Annotated in this window: 29 protein-coding genes; 13 read left to right on the top strand and 16 right to left on the bottom strand. The window is 51.9% G+C overall.

Annotated elements, in window-relative coordinates; genetic code table 11:
- Window positions 1–182: 182 nt before the first annotated feature.
- Window positions 183–1,331, bottom strand: a complete 1,149-nt coding sequence (fucO, locus tag AB6731_RS02275; RefSeq protein ID WP_371005844.1) for a lactaldehyde reductase — start codon at window positions 1,329–1,331, stop codon at window positions 183–185.
- Between the two features lie 27 nt (window positions 1,332–1,358).
- Window positions 1,359–2,006: an L-fuculose-phosphate aldolase gene (gene fucA / locus AB6731_RS02280; protein ID WP_020883353.1), complete on the bottom strand. Its 648-nt coding sequence runs from the start codon at window positions 2,004–2,006 to the stop codon at window positions 1,359–1,361.
- Window positions 2,007–2,549: 543 nt separating this feature from the next.
- Here fucA and fucP point away from each other — a divergent pair.
- The 5 genes from fucP to fucR all read left to right on the top strand — a co-directional run bounded on the left by fucP (window position 2,550) and on the right by fucR (window position 8,396).
- A complete protein-coding gene (fucP, locus tag AB6731_RS02285) occupies window positions 2,550–3,860 on the top strand; it encodes an L-fucose:H+ symporter permease (protein ID WP_044867021.1) in 1,311 nt (436 codons plus the stop codon).
- Between the two features lie 30 nt (window positions 3,861–3,890).
- Window positions 3,891–5,666: an L-fucose isomerase gene (fucI, locus tag AB6731_RS02290; protein ID WP_371005845.1), complete on the top strand. Its 1,776-nt coding sequence runs from the start codon at window positions 3,891–3,893 to the stop codon at window positions 5,664–5,666.
- 102 nt (window positions 5,667–5,768) lie between these two features.
- Window positions 5,769–7,187 (top strand): L-fuculokinase, encoded by a 1,419-nt coding sequence (gene fucK, locus AB6731_RS02295; protein WP_371005846.1) that lies wholly within the window; start codon window positions 5,769–5,771, stop codon window positions 7,185–7,187.
- A 1-nt stretch (window position 7,188) separates the two neighbouring features.
- Entirely contained in the window at window positions 7,189–7,611 is a 423-nt protein-coding gene (gene fucU / locus AB6731_RS02300) for an L-fucose mutarotase (RefSeq protein WP_020883358.1), read from the top strand.
- Window positions 7,612–7,667: 56 nt separating this feature from the next.
- Window positions 7,668–8,396 carry an L-fucose operon activator gene (gene fucR / locus AB6731_RS02305; protein WP_032678450.1) on the top strand — a complete coding sequence of 243 codons (729 nt, stop codon included), beginning with the start codon at window positions 7,668–7,670 and terminating at the stop codon, window positions 8,394–8,396.
- 191 nt (window positions 8,397–8,587) lie between these two features.
- Here fucR and AB6731_RS02310 read toward each other — a convergent pair whose 3' ends face one another.
- The gene (locus AB6731_RS02310; RefSeq protein ID WP_371005847.1) at window positions 8,588–8,815 is read right to left on the bottom strand and encodes a hypothetical protein; all 228 of its coding nucleotides are present in this window, start codon (window positions 8,813–8,815) and stop codon (window positions 8,588–8,590) included.
- Between the two features lie 57 nt (window positions 8,816–8,872).
- Window positions 8,873–9,067 (bottom strand): hypothetical protein, encoded by a 195-nt coding sequence (locus AB6731_RS02315; RefSeq protein WP_032669962.1) that lies wholly within the window; start codon window positions 9,065–9,067, stop codon window positions 8,873–8,875.
- Between the two features lie 131 nt (window positions 9,068–9,198).
- On the opposite strand from AB6731_RS02315, the gene AB6731_RS02320 reads away from it, so the two are divergent.
- The gene (locus tag AB6731_RS02320) at window positions 9,199–9,363 is read left to right on the top strand and encodes a YnfU family zinc-binding protein (protein WP_214579409.1); all 165 of its coding nucleotides are present in this window, start codon (window positions 9,199–9,201) and stop codon (window positions 9,361–9,363) included.
- Between the two features lie 297 nt (window positions 9,364–9,660).
- Here AB6731_RS02320 and AB6731_RS02325 read toward each other — a convergent pair whose 3' ends face one another.
- Window positions 9,661–9,879 carry a cold shock domain-containing protein gene (locus AB6731_RS02325; protein WP_014170702.1) on the bottom strand — a complete coding sequence of 73 codons (219 nt, stop codon included), beginning with the start codon at window positions 9,877–9,879 and terminating at the stop codon, window positions 9,661–9,663.
- Between the two features lie 285 nt (window positions 9,880–10,164).
- On the opposite strand from AB6731_RS02325, the gene cspF reads away from it, so the two are divergent.
- Window positions 10,165–10,377, top strand: a complete 213-nt coding sequence (gene cspF / locus AB6731_RS02330) for a cold shock-like protein CspF (protein ID WP_025203826.1) — start codon at window positions 10,165–10,167, stop codon at window positions 10,375–10,377.
- Between the two features lie 103 nt (window positions 10,378–10,480).
- Here the strand turns inward: cspF and AB6731_RS02335 are convergent, their stop codons facing one another.
- The 5 genes from AB6731_RS02335 to AB6731_RS02355 form a co-directional block, all read right to left on the bottom strand.
- Window positions 10,481–11,197, bottom strand: coding sequence for an ABC transporter ATP-binding protein (locus AB6731_RS02335; protein ID WP_014170701.1), 717 nt, complete (start codon window positions 11,195–11,197; stop codon window positions 10,481–10,483).
- The gene (locus AB6731_RS02340) at window positions 11,194–12,069 is read right to left on the bottom strand and encodes an ABC transporter ATP-binding protein (RefSeq protein ID WP_279257648.1); all 876 of its coding nucleotides are present in this window, start codon (window positions 12,067–12,069) and stop codon (window positions 11,194–11,196) included. Before AB6731_RS02340 ends, AB6731_RS02335 begins: the two co-directional genes overlap by 4 nt.
- Entirely contained in the window at window positions 12,066–13,340 is a 1,275-nt protein-coding gene (gene livM / locus AB6731_RS02345) for a high-affinity branched-chain amino acid ABC transporter permease LivM (protein WP_020883360.1), read from the bottom strand. The genes AB6731_RS02340 and livM overlap by 4 nt, the downstream gene beginning before the upstream one ends.
- 11 nt (window positions 13,341–13,351) lie before the next feature.
- A complete protein-coding gene (locus AB6731_RS02350; protein WP_025203827.1) occupies window positions 13,352–14,266 on the bottom strand; it encodes a branched-chain amino acid ABC transporter permease in 915 nt (304 codons plus the stop codon).
- Window positions 14,267–14,366: 100 nt separating this feature from the next.
- Complete coding sequence (locus AB6731_RS02355; RefSeq protein ID WP_044858178.1) at window positions 14,367–15,488, bottom strand: branched-chain amino acid ABC transporter substrate-binding protein; 1,122 nt, start codon at window positions 15,486–15,488, stop codon at window positions 14,367–14,369.
- 425 nt (window positions 15,489–15,913) lie between these two features.
- On the opposite strand from AB6731_RS02355, the gene AB6731_RS02360 reads away from it, so the two are divergent.
- Entirely contained in the window at window positions 15,914–16,582 is a 669-nt protein-coding gene (locus tag AB6731_RS02360; RefSeq protein ID WP_020883362.1) for a YecA family protein, read from the top strand.
- 32 nt (window positions 16,583–16,614) lie between these two features.
- On the opposite strand, the gene tyrP is transcribed toward AB6731_RS02360, so the two are convergent.
- Window positions 16,615–17,826, bottom strand: coding sequence for a tyrosine transporter TyrP (gene tyrP / locus AB6731_RS02365; protein WP_371005849.1), 1,212 nt, complete (start codon window positions 17,824–17,826; stop codon window positions 16,615–16,617).
- A gap of 247 nt (window positions 17,827–18,073) precedes the next feature.
- Here tyrP and AB6731_RS02370 point away from each other — a divergent pair, with 247 nt between their 5' ends.
- The gene (locus AB6731_RS02370; protein ID WP_086463541.1) at window positions 18,074–18,415 is read left to right on the top strand and encodes a hypothetical protein; all 342 of its coding nucleotides are present in this window, start codon (window positions 18,074–18,076) and stop codon (window positions 18,413–18,415) included.
- Between the two features lie 53 nt (window positions 18,416–18,468).
- Here the strand turns inward: AB6731_RS02370 and ftnA are convergent, their stop codons facing one another.
- From ftnA to AB6731_RS02385, 3 genes are all read right to left on the bottom strand, one after another.
- On the bottom strand, window positions 18,469–18,966 hold the full coding sequence (gene ftnA / locus AB6731_RS02375) for a non-heme ferritin (RefSeq protein WP_014170693.1): 498 nt from the start codon (window positions 18,964–18,966) through the stop codon (window positions 18,469–18,471).
- Window positions 18,967–19,168: 202 nt separating this feature from the next.
- Complete coding sequence (gene yecR / locus AB6731_RS02380; RefSeq protein WP_086463542.1) at window positions 19,169–19,507, bottom strand: YecR family lipoprotein; 339 nt, start codon at window positions 19,505–19,507, stop codon at window positions 19,169–19,171.
- A 103-nt stretch (window positions 19,508–19,610) separates the two neighbouring features.
- A complete protein-coding gene (locus AB6731_RS02385) occupies window positions 19,611–21,764 on the bottom strand; it encodes an HD domain-containing phosphohydrolase (RefSeq protein WP_256971804.1) in 2,154 nt (717 codons plus the stop codon).
- A 247-nt stretch (window positions 21,765–22,011) separates the two neighbouring features.
- Between AB6731_RS02385 and AB6731_RS02390 the strand changes: the two genes are divergently transcribed.
- From AB6731_RS02390 to AB6731_RS02400, 3 genes are all read left to right on the top strand, one after another.
- Window positions 22,012–22,650: an RpiB/LacA/LacB family sugar-phosphate isomerase gene (locus AB6731_RS02390; protein ID WP_020883367.1), complete on the top strand. Its 639-nt coding sequence runs from the start codon at window positions 22,012–22,014 to the stop codon at window positions 22,648–22,650.
- Window positions 22,651–22,800: 150 nt separating this feature from the next.
- Window positions 22,801–22,884, top strand: a complete 84-nt coding sequence (gene azuC, locus AB6731_RS02395) for a stress response protein AzuC (protein WP_014832437.1) — start codon at window positions 22,801–22,803, stop codon at window positions 22,882–22,884.
- A gap of 109 nt (window positions 22,885–22,993) precedes the next feature.
- Window positions 22,994–23,245: a DUF2766 family protein gene (locus AB6731_RS02400; RefSeq protein WP_014170688.1), complete on the top strand. Its 252-nt coding sequence runs from the start codon at window positions 22,994–22,996 to the stop codon at window positions 23,243–23,245.
- 49 nt (window positions 23,246–23,294) lie between these two features.
- Here the strand turns inward: AB6731_RS02400 and AB6731_RS02405 are convergent, their stop codons facing one another.
- Together AB6731_RS02405 and AB6731_RS02410 are read right to left on the bottom strand one after the other, a co-directional pair.
- Window positions 23,295–24,638: an anaerobic C4-dicarboxylate transporter gene (locus AB6731_RS02405; RefSeq protein WP_020883368.1), complete on the bottom strand. Its 1,344-nt coding sequence runs from the start codon at window positions 24,636–24,638 to the stop codon at window positions 23,295–23,297.
- Between the two features lie 176 nt (window positions 24,639–24,814).
- Window positions 24,815–25,318 (bottom strand): non-heme ferritin-like protein, encoded by a 504-nt coding sequence (locus AB6731_RS02410; protein ID WP_020883369.1) that lies wholly within the window; start codon window positions 25,316–25,318, stop codon window positions 24,815–24,817.
- Between the two features lie 506 nt (window positions 25,319–25,824).
- Between AB6731_RS02410 and AB6731_RS02415 the strand changes: the two genes are divergently transcribed.
- Complete coding sequence (locus AB6731_RS02415) at window positions 25,825–26,382, top strand: DJ-1 family glyoxalase III (protein WP_059305592.1); 558 nt, start codon at window positions 25,825–25,827, stop codon at window positions 26,380–26,382.
- Window positions 26,383–26,677: the final 295 nt, after the last annotated feature.

Consider the following 26,677-nt stretch of genomic DNA (forward strand, 5'->3'; position numbering starts at 1 on the left):
CCATAGTTTCACCCTTCAACTTCGCCACAATAAGAGGGCAATCATGCCCAACAATGGCCATTAGCGATAGGATCTGTCGGCGTCGGTCGTCAGCTGCGAAATCACGGTTTAAATACTGATGGCGCTGTCTCTCTGCGTCACCCGGCCCAGAAGGGGCCTCTAAACCGGGTAACGCAGTCGCACTACCAGGCGGTATGGTACAGCTCGCTAATATCTGCCAGGCTCGCTTCCCGTGGGTTGCCGGCAGTACAGACATCATCATATGCCGCCTGGGCCAGCATCGGGATATCTTCTTTTTGTACTCCAGCCTCACGCAGATGGAGCGGGATGCCCACATCGTGATTAAGCCTGAAGACGGCATCCACGGCAGCATTGCGCGCGTCCGTAAGGCTCAGTCCTTCAACCTTCACGCCCATCGCCCGTGCAATATCGCGGAATTTATCGCCGGTAAAGTCAGCGTTGTAACGCATGATATGAGGCAGCAAAATGGCATTCGCCACGCCGTGCGGTGTGTCATAAAAAGCACCCAGCGGGTGCGCCATACCGTGAACCAGCCCCAGGCCAACATTGGAAAAGCCCATGCCGGCAACATACTGGCCCAGCGCCATCGCCTCGACGGCATCTCGATCGCCCTTGACTGAATCGCGCAGTGCACCGGCAATAATCTCAATCGCCTTGATGTGTAGCGCATCGGTCAAGGCCCATGCGCCCCGGGTGATATACCCTTCAATCGCATGGGTCAGCGCATCAACGCCGGTTGCTGCTTTCAGCACTGGCGGCATACCGTCCATCATATCTGCATCGATAAAAGCGACCTGCGGAATGTCGTGCGGATCGACGCAAACAAATTTACGCCGCTTCTCTTCATCAGTGATCACGTAGTTAATGGTCACTTCAGCCGCTGTTCCGGCTGTAGTGGGAATGGCCAGAACGGGTACGCTGGGGTTACGGGTTGGGGGCAGGCCTTCAAGGCTACGAACATCCTTAAACGCCGGGTTATTGCTGATAATACCGATTGCCTTACAGGTATCCTGAGGCGAGCCGCCCCCGATAGCGATAAGGTAATCTGCGCCGCTGTTCTGAAAAACACCCAGCCCTTCCTGTACTATTCCGATTGTCGGGTTAGGAAGCACGCCGGAGTATATTTCCCAGGCCAACCCCGCTTCGTCCAGCTTATCCGTGACCTTCGCCACCACGCCACACTGTATCAGCGTCCTGTCGGTGACAATCAGCGCTTTTTGATAGCCGCGACGCTTTACCTCATCGCAAAGCATCTCTGTCGCGCCCCGGCCAAACCAGGCCGTTTCGTTCAAAATCATTCTTTTCGTCATGGCATTTCTCCTGTTTGCTATGCGATGTCATTCTTCAATGCGCAGTCCGTAGGTTTTGAATTTTTCCAGCACAATGGCGATAGCATCGTCATCCAGTACCGGGACCGGATCCGTTATTGCCAGCGTGCAAAGGTACAGTTGTGCCAGTACTTCAACTTCATGCGCCAGCCACAGGGCTTTTTCCAGATTTGCTTCACAGGCAATTAAGCCGTGGTGCTGTAACAGCGTTGCTTTGCGGTTCCTGAGGGCAAAGGCGACATAGTCGGACAACTCGCGTGTCCCAAATGTGGCATATGGCGCGCAGGGTATGGAATTACCGCCTGCGGCAGCAATCATGTAATGAATGGCCGGGATAGGGCGGTTAAGAATAGACACGGCGGTACAGTGCACCGCATGGTTATGCACCACCGCCTGCGCATCCGGACGCGTCTGGTACGCGGCCATATGGAAACGCCACTCGCTGGAAGGCAGTTTGCCCTGTTCATGCTGACCGTCGGCATCAATATAAACGATGTGTGACTCCGTCAGTTTTTCATAGGGGATCCCCGTTGGCGTTATCAATATCCCGTCCTGATAGCGCACGCTGACGTTGCCAGCCGTGCCCTGATTTAGCCCCAGGCGGGTCATTTCCAGGCAGGTATCAATAATCTGCCGCGCCAGTCTATTTCGTTCCATTTGTTACCTCTCTTGATGATCTAAAGCACCAGCAGAACAAGCCTGTTGTCCTGATGAATTAACCGTATATTTGCGCACCATCTTTATAGGGAATAACGCTAAAAAAAATCCGGTGGTTTCACTTTGTGATCACCGTCAATTAATAGTCTGGAATTGATCCTTATTCAATTAATTCATTTCGGTAAAAATGACCGATTCAGAAGATTTTTATTCAAACAGTCGTTTTGATGATTTTTACCGTGAAAATGCCCGTTTTCGGAGTAATACATTAAATCGGTCACTGGGGTTGTGGTTTTTCATGTTTATTTTCCCCGATGGGGGTTGTTTTTATTAAATTTAAAGTGATAACGATCACATAAAGATATCGCGTTGCCGTTAAATGTGATTGTCATCATATTCGCCCTCCTTTTTTACATGAAAATGCATTCACGAGATCATTCCGATCGCCAGATTCGCGCCAGTAAGAGTAAAGCACCTTATTATTTTTACCGTCTGGCAAGAAAGGAAAGTCACATTCTGACGCTTCTGACTAACGAGGGTGTTATGGGAAATACAACAATACCAACGCAGAGTTTTCGTGCGGTCAATGCCGGGCAAGCCCAGCGTTACATTATTCCTTTCGCGTTACTCTGCTCACTGTTTTTTCTTTGGGCAGTCGCTAATAACCTGAATGACATTTTACTCCCACAGTTTCAGCAAGCCTTTACCCTGACAAACTTCCAGGCTGGCCTGATACAATCTGCGTTCTATTTCGGCTACTTTGTCATTCCAGTTCCTGCCGGGATACTGATGAAAAAACTCAGCTATAAGGCAGGTATTATTACCGGGTTGTTTTTATATGCCATTGGCGCTGCATTATTCTGGCCTGCGGCTGAGTTAATGAATTATACATTGTTTCTTGTCGGTCTTTTTATTATAGCGGCGGGGTTAGGTTGCCTTGAAACTGCTGCTAACCCCTTTGTGACAGTGCTGGGGCCAGAGAGTGGTGGTCATTTCCGTCTTAATCTGGCGCAAACTTTTAATTCTTTTGGCGCGATTATTGCCGTTGTGTTTGGACAAAGCCTAATTTTGTCTAACGTGCCCCATCACTCTCAGTCGGTACTCGATAAAATGACGCCAGAACAGCTAAGCATTTATAAGCATAGCCTGGTGTTATCCGTACAAACGCCTTATATGATTATCGTGGCAATTGTATTGTTGGTCGCCCTGCTGATTATGTTGACCAAATTTCCGGTCCTTCAGAGCGATAATCACGTCGACGGCACACAAAGCACATTTTCTGCCTCTCTTTCCCGTCTGGTCCGTATTCGTCACTGGCGCTGGGCGGTGCTGGCGCAGTTCTGCTATGTCGGCGCGCAAACTGCCTGCTGGAGCTACCTGATCCGGTACGCTATTGAAGAGATCCCCGGCATGACGCCAGGTTTCGCCGCCAACTACCTGACCGGCACCATGGTGTGCTTCTTCATCGGTCGCTTTACCGGTACATGGCTAATCAGCCGCTTCGCACCGCATAAAGTACTGGCCGCTTATGCCCTGCTTGCCATGGTGCTATGCCTGGTCTCCGCCGTATTCGGCGGCCATTTCGGCCTACTGGCGCTAACGCTGTGTAGTGCATTTATGTCTATTCAGTACCCAACCATTTTCTCCCTTGGGATTAAGAACCTGGGTCAGGACACCAAATACGGCTCGTCATTCATCGTCATGACCATTATCGGCGGCGGGATTGTGACGCCGGTCATGGGCTTTGTCAGCGATGCTGCAGGCAATATCCCAACAGCAGAACTGGTTCCGGCAGTGTGTTTTGCCGTCATCTTCATCTTTGCCCGTTTCCGTTCGCAAGCGGCAACGAATTAAACCTGTATCCGAAAACGTGAGGGATCTGTCATGAAAAAAATCAGCTTACCGAAAATAGGTATCCGTCCGGTGATTGATGGTCGTCGTATGGGGGTTCGTGAGTCTCTGGAGGAGCAAACCCTGAATATGGCCAACGCCACCGCCGCGCTGCTCACTGAAAAGCTTCGTCACCCCAACGGCGAGCAAATTGAATGCGTCATTGCTGGCGGTTGCATTGCGGGGATGGCCGAATCTGCCGCCTGTGAAGAAAAATTCAGCAGCCAGAACGTCGGCGTGACCATCACCGTGACGCCGTGCTGGTGCTACGGGAGCGAAACGATCGATATGGACCCCATGCGTCCGAAAGCCATCTGGGGTTTTAACGGGACTGAACGTCCGGGTGCCGTTTATCTGGCCGCCGCGCTGGCTGCACACAGCCAGAAAGGGATTCCGGCATTCTCTATTTATGGTCATGATGTCCAGGACGCCGACGACACCTCGATTCCCGAAGATGTTGAGGAAAAACTGCTGCGCTTTGCGCGTGCCGGTTTAGCCGTCGCCAGTATGAAAGGGAAAAGCTATCTCTCCATTGGGGGTGTGTCGATGGGGATTGCCGGTTCCATCGTCGACCCTAACTTCTTCGAATCCTGGCTGGGGATGAAGGTACAGGCAGTTGATATGACTGAACTGCGCCGCCGCATTGATCAGAAAATCTTCGATGAAACCGAACTGGAAATGGCGCTGGCCTGGGCGGACAAAAACTTCCGTTACGGCGAAGACCAGAACGCGCAGCAGTATAAGCGTAACGAAGCGCAGAACCGTGAGGTGCTGAAAGAGAGCCTGCTGATGGCGATGTGTATCCGCGACATGATGCAGGGCAACCCAGCACTGGCGGAAAAAGGGCGGGTGGAAGAATCGCTGGGCTACAACGCCATTGCGGCAGGCTTCCAGGGCCAGCGTCACTGGACCGATCAATACCCGAACGGCGATACCGCCGAAGCGTTGCTTAACAGCTCCTTTGACTGGAATGGCGTGCGTGAACCCTTTGTCGTCGCGACCGAAAATGACAGCCTCAACGGCGTGGCGATGCTAATGGGCCACCAGTTGACCGGCACAGCACAGGTGTTCGCCGACGTGCGCACCTACTGGTCTCCAGACGCGGTAGCGCGTGTGACCGGTCAACCGCTCAGCGGTCTGGCTGAGAAGGGTATTATCCACCTGATCAACTCCGGCTCTGCGGCTCTCGATGGCTCATGCAAACAGCGCGGCAGCGATGGCAAGCCAACGATGAAGCCATTCTGGGACATTAGCCAGCAGGAGGTTGATGCCTGCCTGGCGGCCACCGAATGGTGTCCGGCGATACATGAATATTTCCGCGGCGGCGGTTTCTCTTCTCGCTTCCTGACGGAAGGCGGCGTGCCGTTCACCATGACCCGCGTGAATATCATCAAAGGTCTTGGCCCGGTTCTGCAGATTGCAGAAGGCTGGAGCGTGGAACTGCCGAAAGAGATGCACGATCAGCTTGACGCCCGTACCAACTCAACCTGGCCGACCACCTGGTTTGCGCCACGTCTGACGGGTAAAGGTCCCTTTACCGACGTTTATTCCGTGATGGCGAACTGGGGGGCAAACCATGGCGTGCTGACCATCGGCCACGTTGGCGCAGACTTCATCACCCTGGCATCAATGCTGCGAATTCCGGTCTGCATGCATAACGTGGAAGAGTCGAAGGTCTATCGTCCTTCCGCCTGGGCTGCGCACGGCATGGATAGCGAAGGCCAGGATTACCGCGCCTGTCAAAACTATGGCCCGCTGTACAAACGTTGAGTAAACGTCTTTGCCCGGTAGCGTATGTTTACCGGGCCTGTAAAACACCGAATTGCAGGCCGGATAAGCGACACGTTAGCCGGCGACGTTTCAGGAGTTGCTATGAAACAAGAGGTTATTCTGGTTCTCGACTGCGGAGCGACCAATATCCGGGCCATTGCCGTTGATCGGCAGGGCAAAATTATCGCCCGTGCCGCTACGGCAAATGCCAGCGACATCGCCATAGAAAATAGCGCCTGGCACCAGTGGTCTCTCGAGGCCATTATGCAACGCTTCGCGGACTGTTGCCGCTCGCTGAAGACGAGTCTGGCAAACTGTCGCGTTCGCGGCGTCACGGTGACCACCTTCGGCGTTGATGGCGCGCTGGTCGATGAGCACGGCAGGCTGCTCTACCCAATCATCAGCTGGAAATGCCCACGCACTGCCGAAGTGATGAAAAATATTGGCCGCTTGCTGTCACCTCAGCGGCTTCAGGACATTTCCGGCGTGGGGGCATTTGGCTTCAATACGCTGTATAAGCTGGTGTGGCTAAAAGAAAATCACCCGCAGCTGTTGGAACAGGCACACGCCTGGCTGTTTATCTCGTCGCTGATTAACCACCGTCTGACCGGCGAATTCACCACCGACGTTACTATGGCAGGGACCAGCCAGATGCTGGATATTCAACAGCGCGATTTCAGCCATGAAATTTTGCAGGCGGCGGGTTTGCCGCATCGGCTCTTCCCACGTCTGGTGGAAGCCGGTGAGCTCGTCGGTAATTTACAGTCTGATGCTGCCCAATGGCTTGACCTGCCCGCCGGTATCCCGGTGATTTCCGCCGGACACGATACCCAGTTTGCGCTGTTTGGTGCAGGTGCCGCGGCGGATGAACCCGTCCTCTCCTCGGGAACATGGGAGATCCTGATGGTGCGCAGTGCACAGGTCAACACGCCGCTGCTCAGTCGCTACGTCGGTTCTACCTGCGAACTGGACAGCCAGCCAGGGCTGTATAACCCTGGCATGCAGTGGCTGGCATCCGGCGTACTTGAATGGGTACGTAAACTGCTTTGGACCGAAGAGACGCCCTGGCAAACGCTGATTGAGACAGCCCGCCGCATACCCATGGGGTCCGAAGGGGTGAAAATGCACTGTGATCTCCTCGGCTGTCAGCATGCAGGCTGGGAGGGCGTCACACTCAACACCACACGCGGTCATTTTTATCGCGCTGCGCTGGAGGGCCTCACCGGGCAGCTGGCGCAGAATCTGCGCACGCTGGAAAAGATCGGTCACTTCAATGCGACTGAACTGCTGCTGGTCGGCGGTGGCAGCCGTAACATGCTGTGGAACCAGATCAAAGCCAATATGCTCGGCATCCCCATCAAGGTACTTGATGATGCAGAAACCACTGTCGCGGGGGCAGCCCTGTTTGGCTGGTACGGGGTCGGAGAATTTACGAGCCCGGAACACGCCAGAGCGCAGATGCATCATCAGTACCGCTACTTCTTTCCGGAAACCGAATCTGCACCGATCGAGGGAGTTTGAGATGTTAAAAACGATTTCACCGTTAATATCACCTGAACTACTGAAAGTCCTGGCCGAAATGGGCCACGGCGATGAGATTATTTTTTCTGATGCCCATTTCCCCGCCCACAGTATGGGGCCGCAGGTTATACGCGCCGATGGGCTAAAGGTCAGCGAATTGCTGCATGCGATTATCCCGCTGTTTGAGCTCGACAGCTACGCGCCGCCACTGGTGATGATGGCTGCGGTTGAGGGTGACTCCCTCGATCCCCGTGTTGAGGCTCGCTATCGCGATGCGCTTTCACGTCAGGCACCCTGTCCGGCAATTACCCGCATTGACCGCTATGCGTTTTACGCACGTGCCAAAAAATCCTTTGCGATCGTTGTCACAGGGGAGTGTGCTAAATACGGGAATATTCTTTTAAAAAAGGGGGTAACGCCGTAATCTCATGCCGGTGCGCCCGCCAGCGCGGGCGTATATCGAATGATGGGTGAGAAAAAATGAAAGAGGCACGTCAGCAAACGATAATCGACCTGTTGATTCAGCATCATAGTCTGACGACGGACGTTTTATCCACCCAGCTTAACGTCAGTAAAGAGACCATTCGCCGCGATCTCAGCGAACTGCAGGCGCAGGGAAAAGTGCTGCGCAACCACGGGCGGGCGAAATATATTCACCGGGAAAACCAGGACAGCGGCGATCCTTTTCATATTCGCCTTAAGAGCCACTTCACGCATAAAGCGGATATCGCCAGAGAGGCGCTGGAGTGGATTGAAGCCGGGATGGTCATTGCTCTGGATGCCAGCTCAACCTGCTGGTATCTTGCGCGTCAACTGCCTGACATCGATATTCAGGTCTTTACTAACAGTCACCCCATCTGCCTGGAACTGGGCAAACGTGAACAGATTCAACTTATTAGCTCCGGCGGTAAACTCGAGCGTAAGTATGGCTGCTACGTTAACCCCTCGTTGATTTCACAACTCAAACTGCTGGACATCGACCTGTTTATCTTCTCCTGCGAAGGGATAGACAGTCATGGAGGGTTGTGGGATTCCAACAGGGTCAACGCTGGCTTCAAATCGCTGCTACTCAAGCGCGCTTCTCAGTCTTTATTGTTGATAGATAAGAGTAAGTTTAATCGTTCAGGGGAGGCCCGAATTGGGCACCTGGATGAGGTAACGCATATTGTGTCTGACACACAACTGAATGAATCAGGGCTGAGACAATAAGCCACCTGACACATTATGACGCAATTAAGTCTATTAGGGATGTGTTTGTTCGCGATAGCGTTAACGTATTATTCATTCCGTATAAGGTTTTTAACGCGGGGAGGGTAAATAAAAGATGTTAGCAGCACAAATAAGAAGGGGATTACCCTTAAACAAGGGCATCTACAAGAATAGCCATACATTCTGAGTAATTATAAATATTTCTTAGCCGCATCCAGAATTTCCTGAGAAGTCAGCTCCCTGTCCGACGCCACATAAACCACTTCATGATCGCCGGTCAAAGAAGGAAAACCTGCGGACATTATCTGCAGGTTTATCGTTTCACCATTCGGATATTCCTGCCGTATGGATGTAATACCCTTAAGCACGGTGACAACATTGCTCGGTTTACCATTGAAAAAGACGATGACTTTCTTCATATCTCACCTTGTTGGTCGTTATCTGCTTAAGCACCTTCTCTGTGAAGGCGAGGGGGATCAGGACGGCGCGAAAATTTTTGTCTGGCTATCAGGCCTGTCTGCGAATGTCATCGTCGATTTGCAGAAAATGCATTTAGCGCCATACGGATTTTTTTCAGACACATCAAAAATCGACGTTCTGTATTGGGAGCCATGACAACATGGGCATCTGAAGTGAATATTTAAGTTGATATCATTTACCTTTTTTAACATTAGCGGTATTTAATTTTCGAAAAAACGTTGCATTTGTACTTTCTTTGGTTTTTGCAATCATTCGGAAATAAAAGCAAGCAATCATCTTCGTGAACGTGTATGGTGACAGTCGTTTAAATCAGGAGATGCCTATGTCAGGACGTAAAAATACACAATTCCGTCGCAATTACTTAGTAAAATGTCCATGTCCAAACTGTTCAAAAGACTCTGAGCATAGTTTCAGCCGTGTACAAAAAGGGGCTCAACTTGTCTGCCCACACTGCAGCACTCTTTTCAAAACCGCTCAAAAATTCTAAAAATGCATTTGCCAGATGATGAATTTGCGTCTTTACAGACGATCTCATTTGGCAAAGCAACATTGAAGAAGTGATGCTTTTGGAGGTTGCCTGACCTCTTACGCACTTTGATATTTTACAAGCAGCTCGCTTCTGCTTTAAGACTCTTCGTGCAGCAGACCTGCACTTCATCACATCGGTCAGCACACTCTTTCTACGAGAAAAATATGCTGACCTGTTGCTCAGAAAAAGCCTTCTAATCCAGGACCCGTCTACTCAGGAAAAATCCATCATCGTGATCGCGGGTCCGTGATAACTTTATCTATCGCAAAGTATTACGCTTGCAGCAGCAGGGCCTTTTTCGCCACTCTGGATAGCAAATTCGACCTTCTGGCCTTCAAAGAGAGTTTTAAAATCATCGCCCTGCAGAGCAGAAAAGTGCACAAACACATCTTTGCTGCCATCGACAGGAGAGATAAAACCGAAACCTTTATCTTCGTTAAACCACTTAACCAAACCTATAATTCTTGAAGACATGCAGACTCCTTGTGAGTATTTGAAATGCTAAGAAACGTATAATATTAAACGTATGGACTCAAAAGGAGGGGATATCAGCGATAGCGCCTGGTTATGAGGACTGCCGGGTAAAATTTTTTACGCTCGTGTGTGGATTAAACCAACGACTTCATTAATGCATGAGGAGGGAGAATTAGCAATTTTTATTTTAGCCTTCCGGAAGGCTTACATAAAAAGTGTCACGCTGCATTAGCTTAAAATTAATTTGTGTGTATAGTTAATGCATGTTTTCTAAGAGGATCTTATTTGTCTCGTAAAATGACAGGAATTGTCAAAAGTTTTGATATGCACAGTGGCAAAGGCCTAATCATCCCTTCAGATGGTCGAAAGGACGTTTTTCTCCACATTTCAGCCTTTAATAACAACGAAAAAGAAACGCTCCTTCCCGGGATTCGCGTTGAGTTCTGTCGTATCAACGGACTCAGCGGACCGATGGCCGCAAATGTCTATCTTTCATAAATAATCAGCGAAGATGTTAATAGCGGTAAATTGAATCAACCGCGTCGCATCGCCTGACATATATTTACAGTTATGCGCGACATGCGTATGACACGCGTATGAATTACACTCCGCCTAAATAGGCTTTTCTTACCTCCTGGTTTCCCAGCAACTCCTCGCCGCTGCCGCTGAGGCGAATTTGCCCGTTGACCATGACGTAGCCACGGTCAGAAAGCTTCAGAGCATGATGCGCATTTTGCTCTACCAGAAAAATGGTCATGCCGTTGCGAGCCAGCTCGCGCAGCGTCTGGAAGATCTGCTTAACCACTATGGGCGCCAGACCCAGGCTGGGTTCATCCAGCAGTAGCAGTTTAGGGCGGCTCATTAGCGCGCGGGCGATGGCAAGCATTTGCTGTTCTCCGCCGGACATGGTCATGGCTCGCTGTTTACGGCGTTCTTTGAGGCGCGGGAACAGCTCAAACATGCTCTGCATATCGTCGGCGGCAAATTGATTGCCGACAGGAATGGTCCCCATCAGCAGGTTCTCTTCAACCGTCATATCCGGAAAAATACGGCGCCCCTCGGGTGCCTGCGCTATGCCGCCGGAGGCCACATAGTGGGTAGATTTATGGCTGATGTCTTCGCCGCAAAACAGGATCTGCCCGTTACGAATACGCGGTTGGCCAAAAATAGACATCAGCAATGTCGATTTACCCGCGCCATTCGCGCCGATAAGCGCCACCGTTTCCCCTTTATGCACTTCGAGGGATACCTGCTTCAGCGCCTGAATCACGCCATAGAACACATCCACCTCGCGAAATGCCAGCAGCGGCTCATTCATAGGGTGACCTCGCTTTCATCGGTGCCCAGATAGGCGGCAATCACCTTTTCGTCATGCTGGATCTGCTCAGGTTTCCCCCGGGCAATCACATCGCCATGGTCGAGCACAATAATGTCGTCCGATATTTCCATCACCATCCCCATGTCGTGCTCAATCAGTAATACCGTTATGCCGTGGTTGTCGCGTAGAAAACGAATAATGTTACTCAGCTTATGTGTCTCTACCGGGTTCAGCCCGGCGGCGGGTTCATCCAGACAGATCATTTCCGGGCCGGTACACATGGCCCGCGCGATCTCCAGGCGCCGTTGTTGACCGTACGACATCTCGCCCGCCAGGCGGTTGGCGCACTCCACAAGATCGACCACCTCCAGCCAGTAAAAGGCCCTGTCCAGCGCGTCGTTTTCCGCCCGTCGGTACGCTGGTGTATTGAATACGCCGGCCAGCAGGTTGCGATTGACGCGCATGTGCTGGGCCACGAGCAGGTTTTCCACGACCGACATCTCGCGAAAAAGACGAATATTTTGAAAGGTGCGCGCAAGTCCGGCGCGGTTCACCAGGTGAGTGCCGCCGAACATTTTGTAGAACAGGCGTTGTCCAAACTGCGCAGGGTGGATCCAGTCCCCTGGCTGGAATTTTTGCCCGAGGATCTGAATGACGTTGGTCGTCTTATTGTGCGTATTAAAGAAAATATTGCCGCCGGAAGCCTTATAGAAACCGGTCAGGCAGTTGAAGACGGTGGTTTTTCCCGCGCCGTTTGGGCCAATAAGCGCAGTAATTGAACCGCGCTGCACGTCCAGGTTGACGTCGTTTAACGCCTTGATCCCGCCGAAATGCATCATAAGATGTTCAACGCTTAATATCGTTCCGTTCATGGCGCTACGCCCTTACGCACGGCAAACCCGCTGCGGTTAATGCGGATCAACCCGCGTGGACGCCAGATCATCATCACCACCATCAGCATGCCAAACAGCAAAACCCGGTACTCGGCAAAACTGCGCAGCAGCTCCGGCGTCACCGTGAGCACAAACGCCGCCAGCACCACGCCAAGCGTTGAGCCCATACCGCCGAGCACCACAATCGCCAGGATCAGCGCCGATTCAAAAAAGGTAAACGATGTCGGGTTGACAAAGCCCTGATAAGTGGCAAAAAACACCCCGGCGATGCCAGCAGTCGACGCACCCAGCGTAAAGGCCGAGAGCTTGACCAGCACATGATTTAATCCCATTGAGCGACAGGCGATTTCATCCTCCCGCAGGGCTTCCCATGCCCGACCAATCGGCATCCGCGTCAGACGATGCTTGATATACAGCACCAGCATCACCACCAGGAACAGGACCGTATAGATAAAGATAAACTTCATGTTCGGGTTGTAGGTCAGATGGAAAAATTCGTGAAAGGGCACGCCTCCTTCTTTGGCACGGCGGCCAAACTCCAGTCCGAAAAAGGTGGGAGGTGGGGCAGAAACGCCGTTCGGGCCACCGGTGAAGGTCAGCCAGTTGTTGAGGATCAGGCGAATAATCTCCCCAAAGCCAAGCGTGACGATCGCCAGGTAATCACCGTGCATGCGCAGCACCGGAAAGCCGAGCAGGGCGCCGGCCGCGGCAGCCATAATTGCCGCCAGCGGCAGCATGCTCCAGAATCCTAATCCCAGATACTGATACCCCAGCGCCAGCCCGTAAGCGCCGATGGCATAAAAAGCGACATAACCGAGATCCAGAAGCCCGGCCAGACCGACCACAATATTCAGCCCGAGACCGAGAAGCACGTAGATAAGCCCAAGAATGGCGACGGTGAGAACGTACTTGGTGGCAACAAAGGGAAAGCAGATCGCAAGGGCGATAATCAGCGGGATTATCCAGCGCATGCGGCTTTTGTATTCCGGCGGCCGGACATAAACCCCCGCGCTGTCGGCTTCAAAACGTGCCTGGAAACGTGCACCCGGAGCGGTGCCTAAAAAAGCGCTCAGCAGAAAACGGCCCAGCATCACGATGCCGACTATCCATGCGAGCCGCTGTCCGGCGAAATTAAAGCTGTATCCGTCCAGCACCACGCCGGCAATCGGGCCAAAAATTATTAACGCAATCAGCCCGGAAAAAATGGCGTCCAGAATGCAGCGCTTAAGCGAAAAGCCGTGAGAGGTCATCGTATTCTCCTTCACACTTTGGCGACAATCGGGCGGCCAAGCAGACCCTGAGGACGAAAAATCAGGATCAAGACCAGCAAGCCAAACGAGAACACATCTTTATAATCTGAGTTCACCATGCCGGAAAATTGCGCCTCGGCGACGCCCAGAATCAACCCGCCGAGCATCGCACCGGGCAGGGAGCCAATCCCGCCGAGCACCGCTGCGGTAAACGCCTTGATGCCAATGACAAATCCGACGTAGAAATCGAAGGTGCCGTAATTCATGGTGATGAGCACACCCGCCAGACCGGCCATCGCCGCGCCAATCACAAAGACCAGCGAAATGATTCTGTCGGTGTTAATGCCCAGAATGGAGGCCATTTTGCGGTCCTGCTGCACCGCACGGCACATCCGCCCAAGCCGGGTATTGTTGATTATCCATGTCAGCAACAGCATGCCGGCGAACGAGGCAACCAGAATAAACACTTTGGTGTAGGTTATCTGAACGAATCCCTCACCAATATGCAGGCGAAGTACGCCATCCAGCATCGTGGGCACCCCTTGCTGACGTGGCCCCTGGCTCAGCTGCGCGTAGTTTTGCAAAATCAGAGACATCCCGATGGCGGAGATAAGCGGTGCCAGACGGGTAGAGTTGCGTAGCGGCTTATAGGCAATGCGCTCGATAGTCCAGCCGTAAACACCGGTCACCACAATCGTGAAGATCAGCGTACCGAGGATAAGCAACGGGAACGACTGCAGGCCGAAGAAGGAGAGCAGCGCCAGGCCAATGGCGCAGAGGTAGGCGGAGATCATATACACTTCGCCGTGGGCGAAATTAATCATACCAATGATGCCATACACCATGGTGTAGCCGATGGCGATTAATCCATAGACGGAGCCCAGCGTTAAGCCATTTATTAACTGTTGCAGGAAGAATGTACTCATCATAGCGCGCTCGTTATTTTAAGCTGCGCGGCACGCGCAGCCTGATGTTTATTACGCGCCGACAGGCGAACCTGCCGGCGTTGAGCGTGACTCCGTCCCGTTACTGAACTTCCTTATATTTTCCGTTATCGTCCCACTGATACACCACGTAGTCAGACACTTTCAGATCGCCTTTGCTGTCCCAGGCTTTTTTGCCCATAACCGTGTCGACGGCATTGGCTTTCAGCCATTCGCTGGCTTTGGCCGAGTCTTTACCGCCCGTGGCCTTGAAGGCCGCAGCAATGGCCTGAACGGAGGCATAAGAGTAGAGGGTGTAACCTTCAGGCTCGAATTTACCGGCGCGGAATTTCTCAATGACCGCTTTCCCATCCGGGATCAGCCGCGGGTCCTTACCAAAGGTCATATAAATCCCCTTGGTATATTGTGGCCCACCCGCCGCGGTCACCATCTCTTCGTTGACGATACAGTCGCCGGAGAAGAATTTCGCCTGTACGCCCTGTTCACGCATCTGGCGAACCAGCGGGCCGGCTTCAGGGTGACAACCGCCGAAGAACACCACATCCGGCTTTTGCGCGCCGATTTTTGTCACCAGCGCGTTAAAGTCTTTCTCACCACGGGATAAGCCCTCATACATCACATCCTGAACCCCGCGCTTCGCCAGCGCAGCTTTGGTGGCGTCTGCCAGCCCCTGACCGTAGGTGTCTTTGTCATGGATGATGACCACACGTTTGGCTTTCAGCTTATCGATAATGAAATCGCTGGCGACCTGGCCCTGCTGGTCATCGCGACCACACATGCGGAACATATCGGTCATGCCTCGTTCGGTAATGAGCGGGTTGGTCGAGCCGGGGGTAATGGCAAGGATCCCCGCGTCGCTGTACACCTCGGAGGCGGGCATTGTGGAAGAGGAGCAGAAATGGCCGACCACCGCGTTGACTTTATCCTGGTCGACCAGACGGTTGGCGACGGCCACGGCTTGTTTCGGCTCGCAGGCATCATCCCCCTGAACCAGCTTAATCTTCTCGCCGTTAATGCCGCCTGCGGCGTTAATGTCTTCAGCGGCCTGCGTTGCACCGTGCCAGTACTGATCGCCATAGGTGGCGTTTGGACCGGTAAACGGCCCGGCCACACCAATGACAATATCTGCATGCGCAGAAAATGCCGTCACCAGACAACCGGCCAGCACGATAGAAAGGGGAGTTCTGATAAATTTCAGCGACATTATTATGTTCCTTAGCAAAGAGGTTTTTGCACCACGGCGTAAACCCGGACGCCGACGGCGCAGCCAATCCAAAAACACGAGCAAGAACAAAATGCACTAAACGAACAAGATCCAGACAACGCCTGCGTAATACGGCGAGGTTTCCCTGCGCAGGTTCGCGCGAAGAACATTAAGCAAAATCGTTGCCAGAATGGTTAACCCATTGAGCGGGTTGTGACATGTTTGAGTATAGAGTGCGGTGATATGGCACCTTGTGGGACGCGATGAAATTACAGCGGAGATCACATATCGTTAACAACAAAGCCCATAAGTTGTGCAATGGTCACGATTTGCACGTTTTTGCAGCAATAAAGACCTAAACTTCAGATAGGAAAGCCGCGAGATATGTGTCAGGATCTTTTCCTTTTTTATCAGGAGTGTCAGCGATGACTGAAGGCCCATTGAATGAAAGCGAAATGGCGTGGCTTGAAGAGACATTAATGTCTTACGGTCATGACGATGCGTCCGTGATTGACGTGTCTGAACTGGACGGCATGCTTACCGCAGTCCTTTCCGGCCCTGTTGTCGTTGAGCCAGATACCTGGCTGGTGGCGGTGTGGGGTGGCGAGAAATACATTCCGCGCTGGAAAAACGATCGTGAAATGCACCGTTTTATCGATCTCTGCTTTAAGCATATGAACGACATTGCTGAGCGCCTGAGCGAATACCCGGATCAGTTTGAGCCGATGTTTGGTTACAACGATGTCGACGGCGAGAGCTATACCGTTGTTGAAGAGTGGTGTTATGGCTATATGCGCGGTGTGGCGCTGACGGACTGGTCAGCCTTACCGGAAGCGCTGAAGGCCGATCTCGATGCGATTGCGCTGCACGGTACAGACGAGAACAGCGAGAAGCTGGATGAGCTGAGCGAAGACGAATATAAAGCCAGCATTGAGAGCATTCAGCCTGCGGCTCTGCGTTTGTACAATTACTGGGTGGACAACCCACAGCAGCCGGAAGCAAAAAAACCGATTGTTAACGGCACAAAGGTTGGGCGTAACGATCCGTGTCCGTGCGGCAGCGGGAAGAAGTTTAAGAGCTGCTGTTTGCACTAATAAAAAGGGGCTGATTTCAGCCCCTTTTTTTGTTAACCCACTTCCGGCAGCATCCCCGCGGCTATCAAGCACTGCACCAGAATAATCATCACTCCGCAGGCAAACACCATGCACAGCAGCGGTTTGCCGCCCATGACGCGGTACCCTTGCTGAGGATGCTGCTGGCGGCTCTTCCAGGCCAGCAGGGAAGGGAGCAGCAAGGCCAGCACGGATAACGCCACACCTGCATACCCCAGCGCCATCACGAACCCACGCGGGTAAAACAGCGCGAACGCCAGAGGAGGCAGGAAGGTGACTGCCCCCGTCTGTAAGCGTCCTGCGGCAGTATTGCGACGCTGGAACAGATCGGCCAGGTAATCAAACAGGCCGAGCGCCACGCCCAGGAATGAGGTGGCCAGCGCCAGGTCGGCAAACAGATGGACCGCCAGCTCAACGGGCGGGGAGGTGACAACCTCGCGCAGTGCCAGCAGAAAACCGTTCAGGCCAGCGTGTTCCGCCATCAGCCCGGTAAAGGTCGACGCGTCAATGCTCCCCAGCGTCACCAGTTGCCAGAAAATATAGGCAATCAGCGGGATGGCGCTCCCCACCATAAAGACGCGGCGTAGCTTAAGGATATCGCCGTTCATATAGCTCACGATGCTGGGTACGCTGCCGTGGAAGCCAAACGAGGTGAAAATAACCGGGATCGCGGACAGCGCCAGCCCTTTTTCCAGCGGCAGCGTCAGCAGATTAACCTTGTGAACATGCGGTGCCAGCAGAACCAGCATCACAATCAGGAACAGTATTTTGGCGCTGAACAGAAAACGGTTAAACAGATCGACCAGCGAAGTCCCCACACAGACCACCCCCCCGCCAATAAGCGCAAAGAAGATAACGCCCGTTGAAGGCGTGATATCAGCGTCGAACCAGTCGTTAACGCTGGAGGCGATTAACTCCCCGGCGCCGCTGATATAGGCTGCGGTCAGGGCGTACATCAGGAACATCATGCTAAAGCCGGTTATCCACTGGCCATAGCGTCCCAGGTAGCGTGCCGCAAGAGAACCCAGGCCGGTATCCGCGGGCACATGCTGATAAACCTCAAGCAACAGCAGGGCGGTGTAGCACATCAACGCCCAGAGTGTGCCAAGGAGCAGCAGTGTCATTCCAAATCCAACGCCTGCGGCAGCCAGAGGCATCGCCAGCATTCCTGCGCCAATCGTCGTTCCGGCGACGATAAAAATACTTCCCAGGGTTCTGTTTTTCACGCATTCCTCTACAACGATTCGTAATCGCGACAAATTCTGCGGCGCAGAGTAAGGGAAAAGCCCCGCTTCGTCAAATGACCGTTACAGCAGGTGTAATGAATTATTTACGATATTTTTCGACTTTAAGTAATTTATCCGAACCTGCCCCTTTGGGAGGGGATATCTACTTCGTAAGGGCACTATTTTTGCCGAAAAATCAGGCGTAATTTAAACAATAACTATAAGTTTTCAAATAAAGTGAGGGCAGATGGCGGGAAAAAATCCCTTTACCGCGGCGTGGAGCCGGGGCGGTAATTTACTGTGCCATGGTCACTGGATAATCAGCTGGCAGAACCAGGCCCTGCAGCTTCCTGAATCGCGTCGTGAAAAGGATATGGGCACCTGGGCCATTTATTCGATCATCGATCCTGAGGACGACACCTTTGCGCAGGGGCTAAAAGAAGATGAGTGGATCATCGAAAACGTAGACTGGCTGACAGATGTTTTTTTTGACGCCGGGATTCCGCTGGAGACGGCTAACTACCGGTATTTTTACCAGGCGGTCAATGCGCAGGACTGGCGGTGTACAAGCTGTGCGGGGTGTATGTAAATCTGTGCGCGGAGAATAAAAAGTGCGGCGCTGAAAACAGCACCGCAGCAATATTATTTCTGTGTATCAAGGGTAGAAAGTTCTTTATCGATAAAGTAAAGACCTTCGCCTGTTTTCCCCACCAGAGACAATTTATCCAGCACGGATTTAAACAGTTTCTCTTCTTCGTGTTGCTCTGCCACGTACCACTGCAGGAAATTAAAGGTCGGATAATCCTGGCCGATCATTGCCGCATGAACCAGTTCGTTAATTTTTTGCGTAATCAGCTGCTCGTGCTCATAGGTCGCACGGAAGAGCTCATCAAGCGAATTATACTCGGCAAACGGGGACGCAACGTTATCGATGCGCGGCAGGCTGCCCGTGTCAGTCAGATAATCAAACAGACGCTGCATGTGGGTCATCTCTTCCTGCGCGTGGCGGCGCAGGAAGGCGGCAGCGCCTTCAAAACTGTGGTAGCTGCACCAGGCGCTCATCTGCTGGTAGAGAAGGGATGAAAAAAGCTCAAGGTTCATTTGCGCATTGAGCTTGTCGATCATTTCAGTTTTCAGCATGGTGACGCTCCGGGTTATTAATTCTGGTTCACAATGAGCGACACTATAATTTGTTATTTAATTATTTGCAAAACGTAAAATAATTATTTCTTTATTTAAAATACGAATGGGAATAAAACGCATTGCCGATTTTATATTTTATTAATGAGAATTGTTTTTGTTCGTAATGAAATACACTGCCAGTCAATACTGGCAGCACAGATTAATACCACGGGTTATTTGCTTTAGGGTTTACGGCAAAGCCCATGCATTTATACTGGATCGTCACGCTCTCATTGAGACACAGAGAGCCGCTGGTCAGGGTGCAGGTTTTAATGGGCTGGCCATAGGCTGAGGCGGTGGCATACCCCATGCTCTGACACGCTTTAGCTGCGGTGCCGTTATTAACATACTCATCGGAATAGGCGTTTTGCAGCATTGCTTGCCCGTAGTCGAGGCGGACGATGCCGTTTGGCGCGTCCAGGGCGCTGACCTCAGCCTGGCGATTAATGTTACAGCCCGCCAGCAGCAGGATCGTACCGGCGACGAAGACTCTTTTCATGGTTCGCTCTGAGTGAGTGGAAATACGTTATCGTACCTGCAGATGTGAGTCGCAATGCGAGGAATAGCCGGGCAATCTGCGCTTTCTCTTTGCGACGGGCCGTTTAGTCGGCCAGGCTGTCAAAAATGGTTTTAAACTTAAGATGATGCAGGCGAAACAGCGCAATAAGCTGCGGGTCAAAATGGCGGCCGTCACCCTCCAGAATGATTTTGCAGGCTTGCTCGTGAGTGAATCCCGGCTTATAGACCCGCTTTTGCCTCAGGGCATCATACACATCGGCCAGCGCCAGTATGCGGGCTTCCAGCGGGATCTGTTCTCCCCGTAGCCCCTGCGGATATCCGCTGCCATCCCATTTTTCATGATGGAAATGGATAATATTCTCCGCAACTGCGCCCAGCTCTAAGCCCTGAATAATCCGCCACCCTTTCACGGTATGAAGTTTCATCTCGGCAAACTCGTCCTGGGTCAGCGGGCCTTGCTTACGCAGAATACGCTCCGGCACGGCAATTTTTCCGACATCGTGAAGTGAGGCAAAATGTTCTATCTCACGGGTCATTTTGCGCGAAAGCCCAAGCTCACGCGCCATTAAGCCGCAATATCGGGCGACGCGCTGAATATGGCTGCCGGTCTCGTCATCGTGCGCGCGGTTTACCTTCTCCAGCGCCTGCACCATATTGCGGTTAACCATCCGGTTCTGGCGTAAATGGCGACGCATCATGATCAGCATACCGATGCTGAACAGGGCCACGATCAGCAAAATCACGCTGATAATCTTCAGCGTGTTTTTAGAAAAATCGGGTAAGTAACTCTGCTCATCCTGACGTTCTATTTGCGTGCGGTATTCTGACAGGCGATGAACCTGAGTCAGCAGATGAAAGAGTGGATGCTGCGGATCCACCCAGGGGCCAATAATAAATTCAGAGCGGGTGACCCCCGCGACTTTCAGCACCCCGCGAAACAGTTCGTTGCCGCGAAGCGTGGACTCCAGCGAACTGAGGTCGCCCAGAATATAGTCAATCTCATCGTTCTCAATCGCGTCGATAAGACCGTCAATGGTTGGCCGGGTCACGATGATCACATCGCTGCCAAAACGCTGGCGTAAATAGGCTGCGGCAAACGAACCGTCGATTACGCCGACGCGCTGGCTGCGAATACTCTCTTCGTTCCACAAGAAGGGCTGACTGCTGCGATTGTAATAGGCGTTGTGCCAGGCGATGTCGGGGCCGATACGACCCTGTGCATGCGCACTGTCGCTTCGATCAACGATATCAATCAATCGAACCGCCCACTGCTGTCGCGGAAGACTCGAATAGTGATCGATAAAATTGACATCAACCTTCATGCCCAGTAAATCGCGCATGTCGTTAATCATATCAATGGCTGTGCCGTGGTAGCCCTTGCTGTCCCGCCAGATAAGCGGGGCAAAATTCTCGTTTTTGGGCAGGTTGATCTGCAGGCGGTTATGCGCGATCCAGGTTCGCTCCTCCTCTGACAGGGTGATACGGCTTAGCAGGTAATTGCGCTTGCTCTCCTCCAGCATCGTGTTGATTTCGCCGTTGCGATACCAGGTGCCAATCAGCGCATTGATTTTATCCCGCAGGGGAAGCAGGTCAGGGCTGAAGGCGAGGACGACAGGAATGCGTAGCTCAGGAAAGGGCCGGGAGACCAGATAATAGCGCTGGGTATTCTCCATCTCCGGAGCGTCATTAATATAGAAATCAGCCTGGTTGTCGCTCAGTAAGCGAAAAGCCTCGTCGCTGGTGGCGACGAGACGCAGAGAACGAAATTTAAGGTCGGGATAACGTTGTTGCACGCTGTCGAGCGTCGCGTCGTCTTTACGGAACAGCACCCGGGCATGGCTGAGCTGTTCGGCAGTTGTCACCGTCATCGTTGGGCTGGCGGCCACCACGTCGTTATCAAACAAACGTGCTGAGAGAATTTTGGTTCTGGCTCGCTTCTCCGTGCGCAATACCCCGGCATACACGCCATACTCATTTTGTGCAAAACGCTGGCTAATATCGGCTCCGGAGAGCGGCCGCAGCTGCAGCTGCGTACCCGCCTGTTTATTGATGGCCTTAATCAGTTCAGGATAAAAACCCTGCCACTCTCCTTGCGGTGTGCGCCAGAATTCGAAGTTGTTAGCATCAAAGATCCAGACCGGTACAGGCTCTTCTGCCCGGGCAGGGGGGCAAGCAAGCAACAGACCCGTCAACGCGAGTAGAAAGAGGGAGCGAAGCATCCGGCAGCGCTGATTCACAGGTCAACCCCATACGGTTTTAGCGTGTACTTTTGCAGTCTAGCTAACGGGCTGAAGCGGCAACAGGTTTGCTTTAACTTTTTAATGCACGTTTGGCGTACGGTCTCATTCTCGCTAAATTGTGAACCCGCCTTTGTTTTTTAAAACAACCTTTCATTTAATTTGAAAGGTTGTTTGTTTGATAGTAGGGTGAACAGGTAAAGGTATCCATAGCGGGATCTCCCGCCACGCATTCAGGAGAGATGAAATGAAAATTGCACTGATGATGGAAAACAGCCAGGCCGCGAAAAACCCAGTGATACTGAAAGAGTTGAAAACGGTAGCCGATGAAAAAGGGTTCCCGGTTTATAACGTGGGCATGAGCGACGAGAATGACCATCACCTGACCTATATCCATCTGGGGATTATGGCGAGCATTTTACTGAATGCGAAAGCCGTTGATTTTGTTGTGACCGGCTGCGGTACGGGGCAGGGAGCATTGATGTCGCTGAACATCCACCCGGGCGTTATCTGCGGCTATTGCATTGATCCTGCGGATGCGTTCCTGTTTGCTCAGATTAACAACGGTAACGCGCTCTCCCTGCCGTTTGCCAAAGGCTTCGGTTGGGGGGCAGAACTGAACGTTCGGTTTATCTTTGAAAAAGCGTTCACTGGTCGAAATGGTGAAGGTTATCCGCCCGAGCGCAAGGAGCCGCAGGTGCGTAACGCTGGTATTCTGAACCAGGTTAAAGCGGCGGTCGTGAAAGAGAACTATCTGGATACGCTGCGCGCAATCGATCCCGAGCTGGTGAAGACGGCCGTTTCGGGTCAGCGTTTCCAGCAGTGCTTCTTTGAGAATTGCCAGGACAAAGAGATTGAAGCTTTTGTTCGCGGGATCGTAGGCTGACGCTTTCAGGTGCCGTGAGCCCCACTTTTCAGGTTTGGCACGAAGAATAAAATTGTGATGCGCGTCACAAAAATATTGATTTTTGGGACGATGGTCATATTATAAGCACATTGACAATAAAGTTGTATAACAAGTTAATGGAGCTACCTGATGAAACTTCGCAAAATCCTGAAAAGTATGTGGGCTAACTACTGCAACACTTTTAAAGATGTGCCACCGGGCGCAATGTTCTGATGAAAAAAACCTGCTTCGGCGGGTTTTTTTGTGCCCGTAAGCGACGAGAGGGAGATGAATGGGCCTGCGTTTTGTTACTATGGCGGCCTTTAAATAAGGAGAAAGCCCCATGTCACAAAACCTGAGCGCCGATCAGGAGCTGGTGTCTGACGTTGTCGCCTGTCAGTTAGTTATCAAACAAATCCTTGATGTCCTGGACGTTATTGCGCCGGTTGAAGTGCGCGAGAAGATGTCCACGCAGCTGAAAAATATCGATTTCAACAGCCATCCCGCTGCGGCTGACCCGGTCACGCTTCGCGCTATTCAGAAAGCCATCGCGCTGATTGAACTGCGATTCACGCCGCAGGGCGAGTCTCACTAAAGCCCGCCTGACGCTAAAAAGGGCGACCGTTTGTCGCCCTTCGCTCACCTTAAAAGAACGTCTGTACCAGCAGATAGCTCGCCGCACACGCGCAGCTTACGCCAATTAATCCCGGCAGAATAAAGCTGTGGTTAATGATAAATTTGCCGATGCGGGTTGTACCCGAACGGTCAAAGCCGATGCAGGCTAAATCGCTTGGGTAGGTCGGCAGGACAAAATAGCCGTAAGAGGCCGGGAAAAAGGCGATCAGCATTTTCGGGTCGATTCCCAGCATCAGCCCCATAGGCGCAACGGCCGTCAGGGCTGCCGCCTGGCTGTTCACCAGCTTTGATACCAGGAACAGCACGATCGCGTAGGTCCACGGATGGCTTTTCACCACGCCTTCCAGCGCCAGCTTTAACTCATCAAGATGCGCCTGGAAAAAGGTATCGCTCATCCACGCCACCCCGAACACCGAGAAGATCGCGACCATACCCGCCTTAAACACCGCGCCGTTAGAAATGGCAGACGCATTGACCTTGCAGGCCATCAGCATTACGGCACCGGCAATTAACATCATCATCTGGATGACAAGGTTCATCGACAACGCCGTCATTTTTCCTTTTATCTCAAATGCAGGGCGCAGGTCAGGGAATGCCCCCAGCAGGACAACCACGGCAATGCCGGCGAAGAAAATCCACGTGGACCAGTAGGCCTGTTTTGGAAAACGTTGATTCATTAACGTTTCCGTCCCGCCGTAGATGAATTCACGCTGCTTCGGATCTTTGAGCTTTTCCTGAAACTCCTTATCGTCCGCTAACGCTTTCCCACGACGCAAACTCCACAGCGCAGCAATCGCCACACCGAACAGTGAGGCAGGAACCGAGACGGCGAGAATTTCCAGTATTCCCCACGCGTGGCCGAGCCCATGCTGCGCGCCCAGAATGGAGACCAGTGACACAACGGCCACGGAGACCGGCGAGGCCGTAATTGCCATCTGCGATGCCACTGATGCCACGGCCATTGGGCGTTCCGGGCGGATCCCTTTTTTCAGGGCGATATCCGCAATGATGGGAAACATGGTGTACACCACGTGTCCGGTCCCGCAGAGAAAGGTCAGCATCCAGGTGGTAAAAGGGGCGAGAAGCGTGATGTGTTGAGGATGTTTGCGCAGCAGGCGCTCAGCAAATTGCATCATGACGTTCAGGCCGCCTGCGGTCTGAAGCGTTGCGGCACATCCAATGACGGCGAGAATGGTCAGCATCACGTCAACCGGCGGTTTGCCGGGTTGCAGACCAAAGACAAAACATAAAATAAAAAGGCCAATACCGCTTATCAACCCAAGCCCCATGCCGCCGAAACGCGTACCTGTCAGCAGGCAGAGGAGGATGACAATAAACTCAATGGTGATCATGATGCTCCCTCGTCAATGATAATGTAATTAAATAAATCATTACATGTTGTGTGGTTAATCATTGAGAGCGAGATCTGATTTGTTAAATCTTAGCAAAAGCAGAAGGTTGGCGACGAGAAGGGGAACCTGCTCCCGGTAGGCCGAAAAGCGCGCCTGGCAGGGAGCAGGAAAAATGATCAGTGGTGCTGTACCGTCACAAGGTCAAGCAGATGACGGTCGGTTTGTTCCGGACATAAACCCGCCTGCTGCGCGTTATGGATTTCGTCCGCCAGCGTTTTAAGCAGCATGCCGTCCTGCTGTTGCGCTTTATCCATATCGCGTAAGAATTTAAGGGTTTTGGTGTCGTGTTGTGCTCTGGCTTCATCGGCCAGCTTGTTAAGCGTGCTGCAACGCTGTTCGTACTGTTCCAGTGTTTTCTCAAACAATTCTTCCAGAGAAGAGTAGTTATCGTCGATCGTATCAAGCGCTTTTACGGTTGGGTTCGCCCCTGCGGCTTTCATGAAGTTAAAAACACGCATCATATGGGTGACGTTGCTTTGCGCCTGGCTGCGAAAAAAAGTGGCGGAGCCATTGAGACTGTTTTCGGAACACCACGAGCTGATATGCAGGTGCAGATTCGAGGCATAGAACTCGAGGTTCAACTGGGCATTGAGTTTTTGCATCATCGTTTGGGTAGTCATACTCATATCCTTATTGACTGTGGGACGTGATGTCCGCGGCTAACCTGACCCGGCAGGCACATATAATGGAATGCAGAAATGGCATTTCTGCGGCGACAAAAGTCGATCGAATATTCACTTCCTGTGTTCGATATAAATAAGCATACCCTTGTATTCTGTCTAAGAAAACTCTTAATTAGGCTGTGTTTACCATACATTACAAAATTTAATATAGTACAGAAATGAAAACAGGTGGATATAAATTAACACATTAATAACCAATTGATTTTTATGTGTTTGTGTATTGTTTGTCTCGTTTTTTCAAGAGTGAAAATATTAAGGCAACAGAATCTTCTGTGACGATGTGAAAAACAGATCAATCAATCAGGATATATTTTGAGGAATAAAATTGCGCTAAATCAATTTATCGCAAAAAGGCGAGTATGTGATCGCTGTGCAAGATTGTTCTTAATGATTGTGTAAAAATGAAACACTGTTTTATCTTGTTTCAATCATTGAGGTCTATGATGGCAAAGGTTGCGGTGCTGTTGGCACCCGGTTTTGAGGAAGCAGAGGCGATTATCACCATTGATATTTTGCGCCGGCTGAACATCGACGTGGAAACTCTGGCCTGCGCGCAGTCGCGTGCAGTGATCAGTTACCATAACATTCCCATGGTGGCAGACAGCATCTTATCAGAACGCAGCGATTCGCTTTACGATGCGATTGTTCTACCCGGGGGACCGCAGGGCAGCGCAAATCTGGCCGCGGATCCGCAGGTTATCCGTTTTATTTCTGCACATGACGCGCGCGGAAAACTGATTTGCCCTATTTGTTCAGCAGCGGCGCGCGTGCTGGGGGGAAATGGGCTGCTTCGGGGGCGTCGCTACGTCTGCTCCGGGGATTTATGGGAGACGGTAAAAGACGGTGAATATGTGGATGCACCGGTCGTCCAGGATAAAAACCTGCTCAGCGGCAAAGGTCTTGGTCATGCGTTTGACTTTGCGTTGGCCCTGGCTGCTCGACTGTTGGGTGACGAAACGCCCGTTCGCGATCACGCTGACCACATCTATTACGCCTGGTAAATTTCCCGCCGGATGCTAGAGCGTCCGGCACTCAGGGACTTCTTAGCTGATCTTATGGATAATTCTGCTTAACCCCGTTTCATTTGTCCGACAATTCCTGCCGTTTTTATGTCATTTTCCGCTGAATTTATGTACGCAATTACTGTAATTCTGCGGTGTGATGGCGCTCTCTTATGGATGATTAATTTCCCGCTAAAACTATCACCAGCAATAACGCTTATGACGAGGTAAGCGCTAATGCCTTGTTTTAAGTCCGATTAAATAAGAAGCACGCAAATATTCCCTACAGAAAAGA

Source organism: Enterobacter sp. RCC_40 (genome assembly GCF_041360735.1).
Taxonomy (GTDB): Bacteria; Pseudomonadota; Gammaproteobacteria; order Enterobacterales; family Enterobacteriaceae; genus Enterobacter; species Enterobacter ludwigii.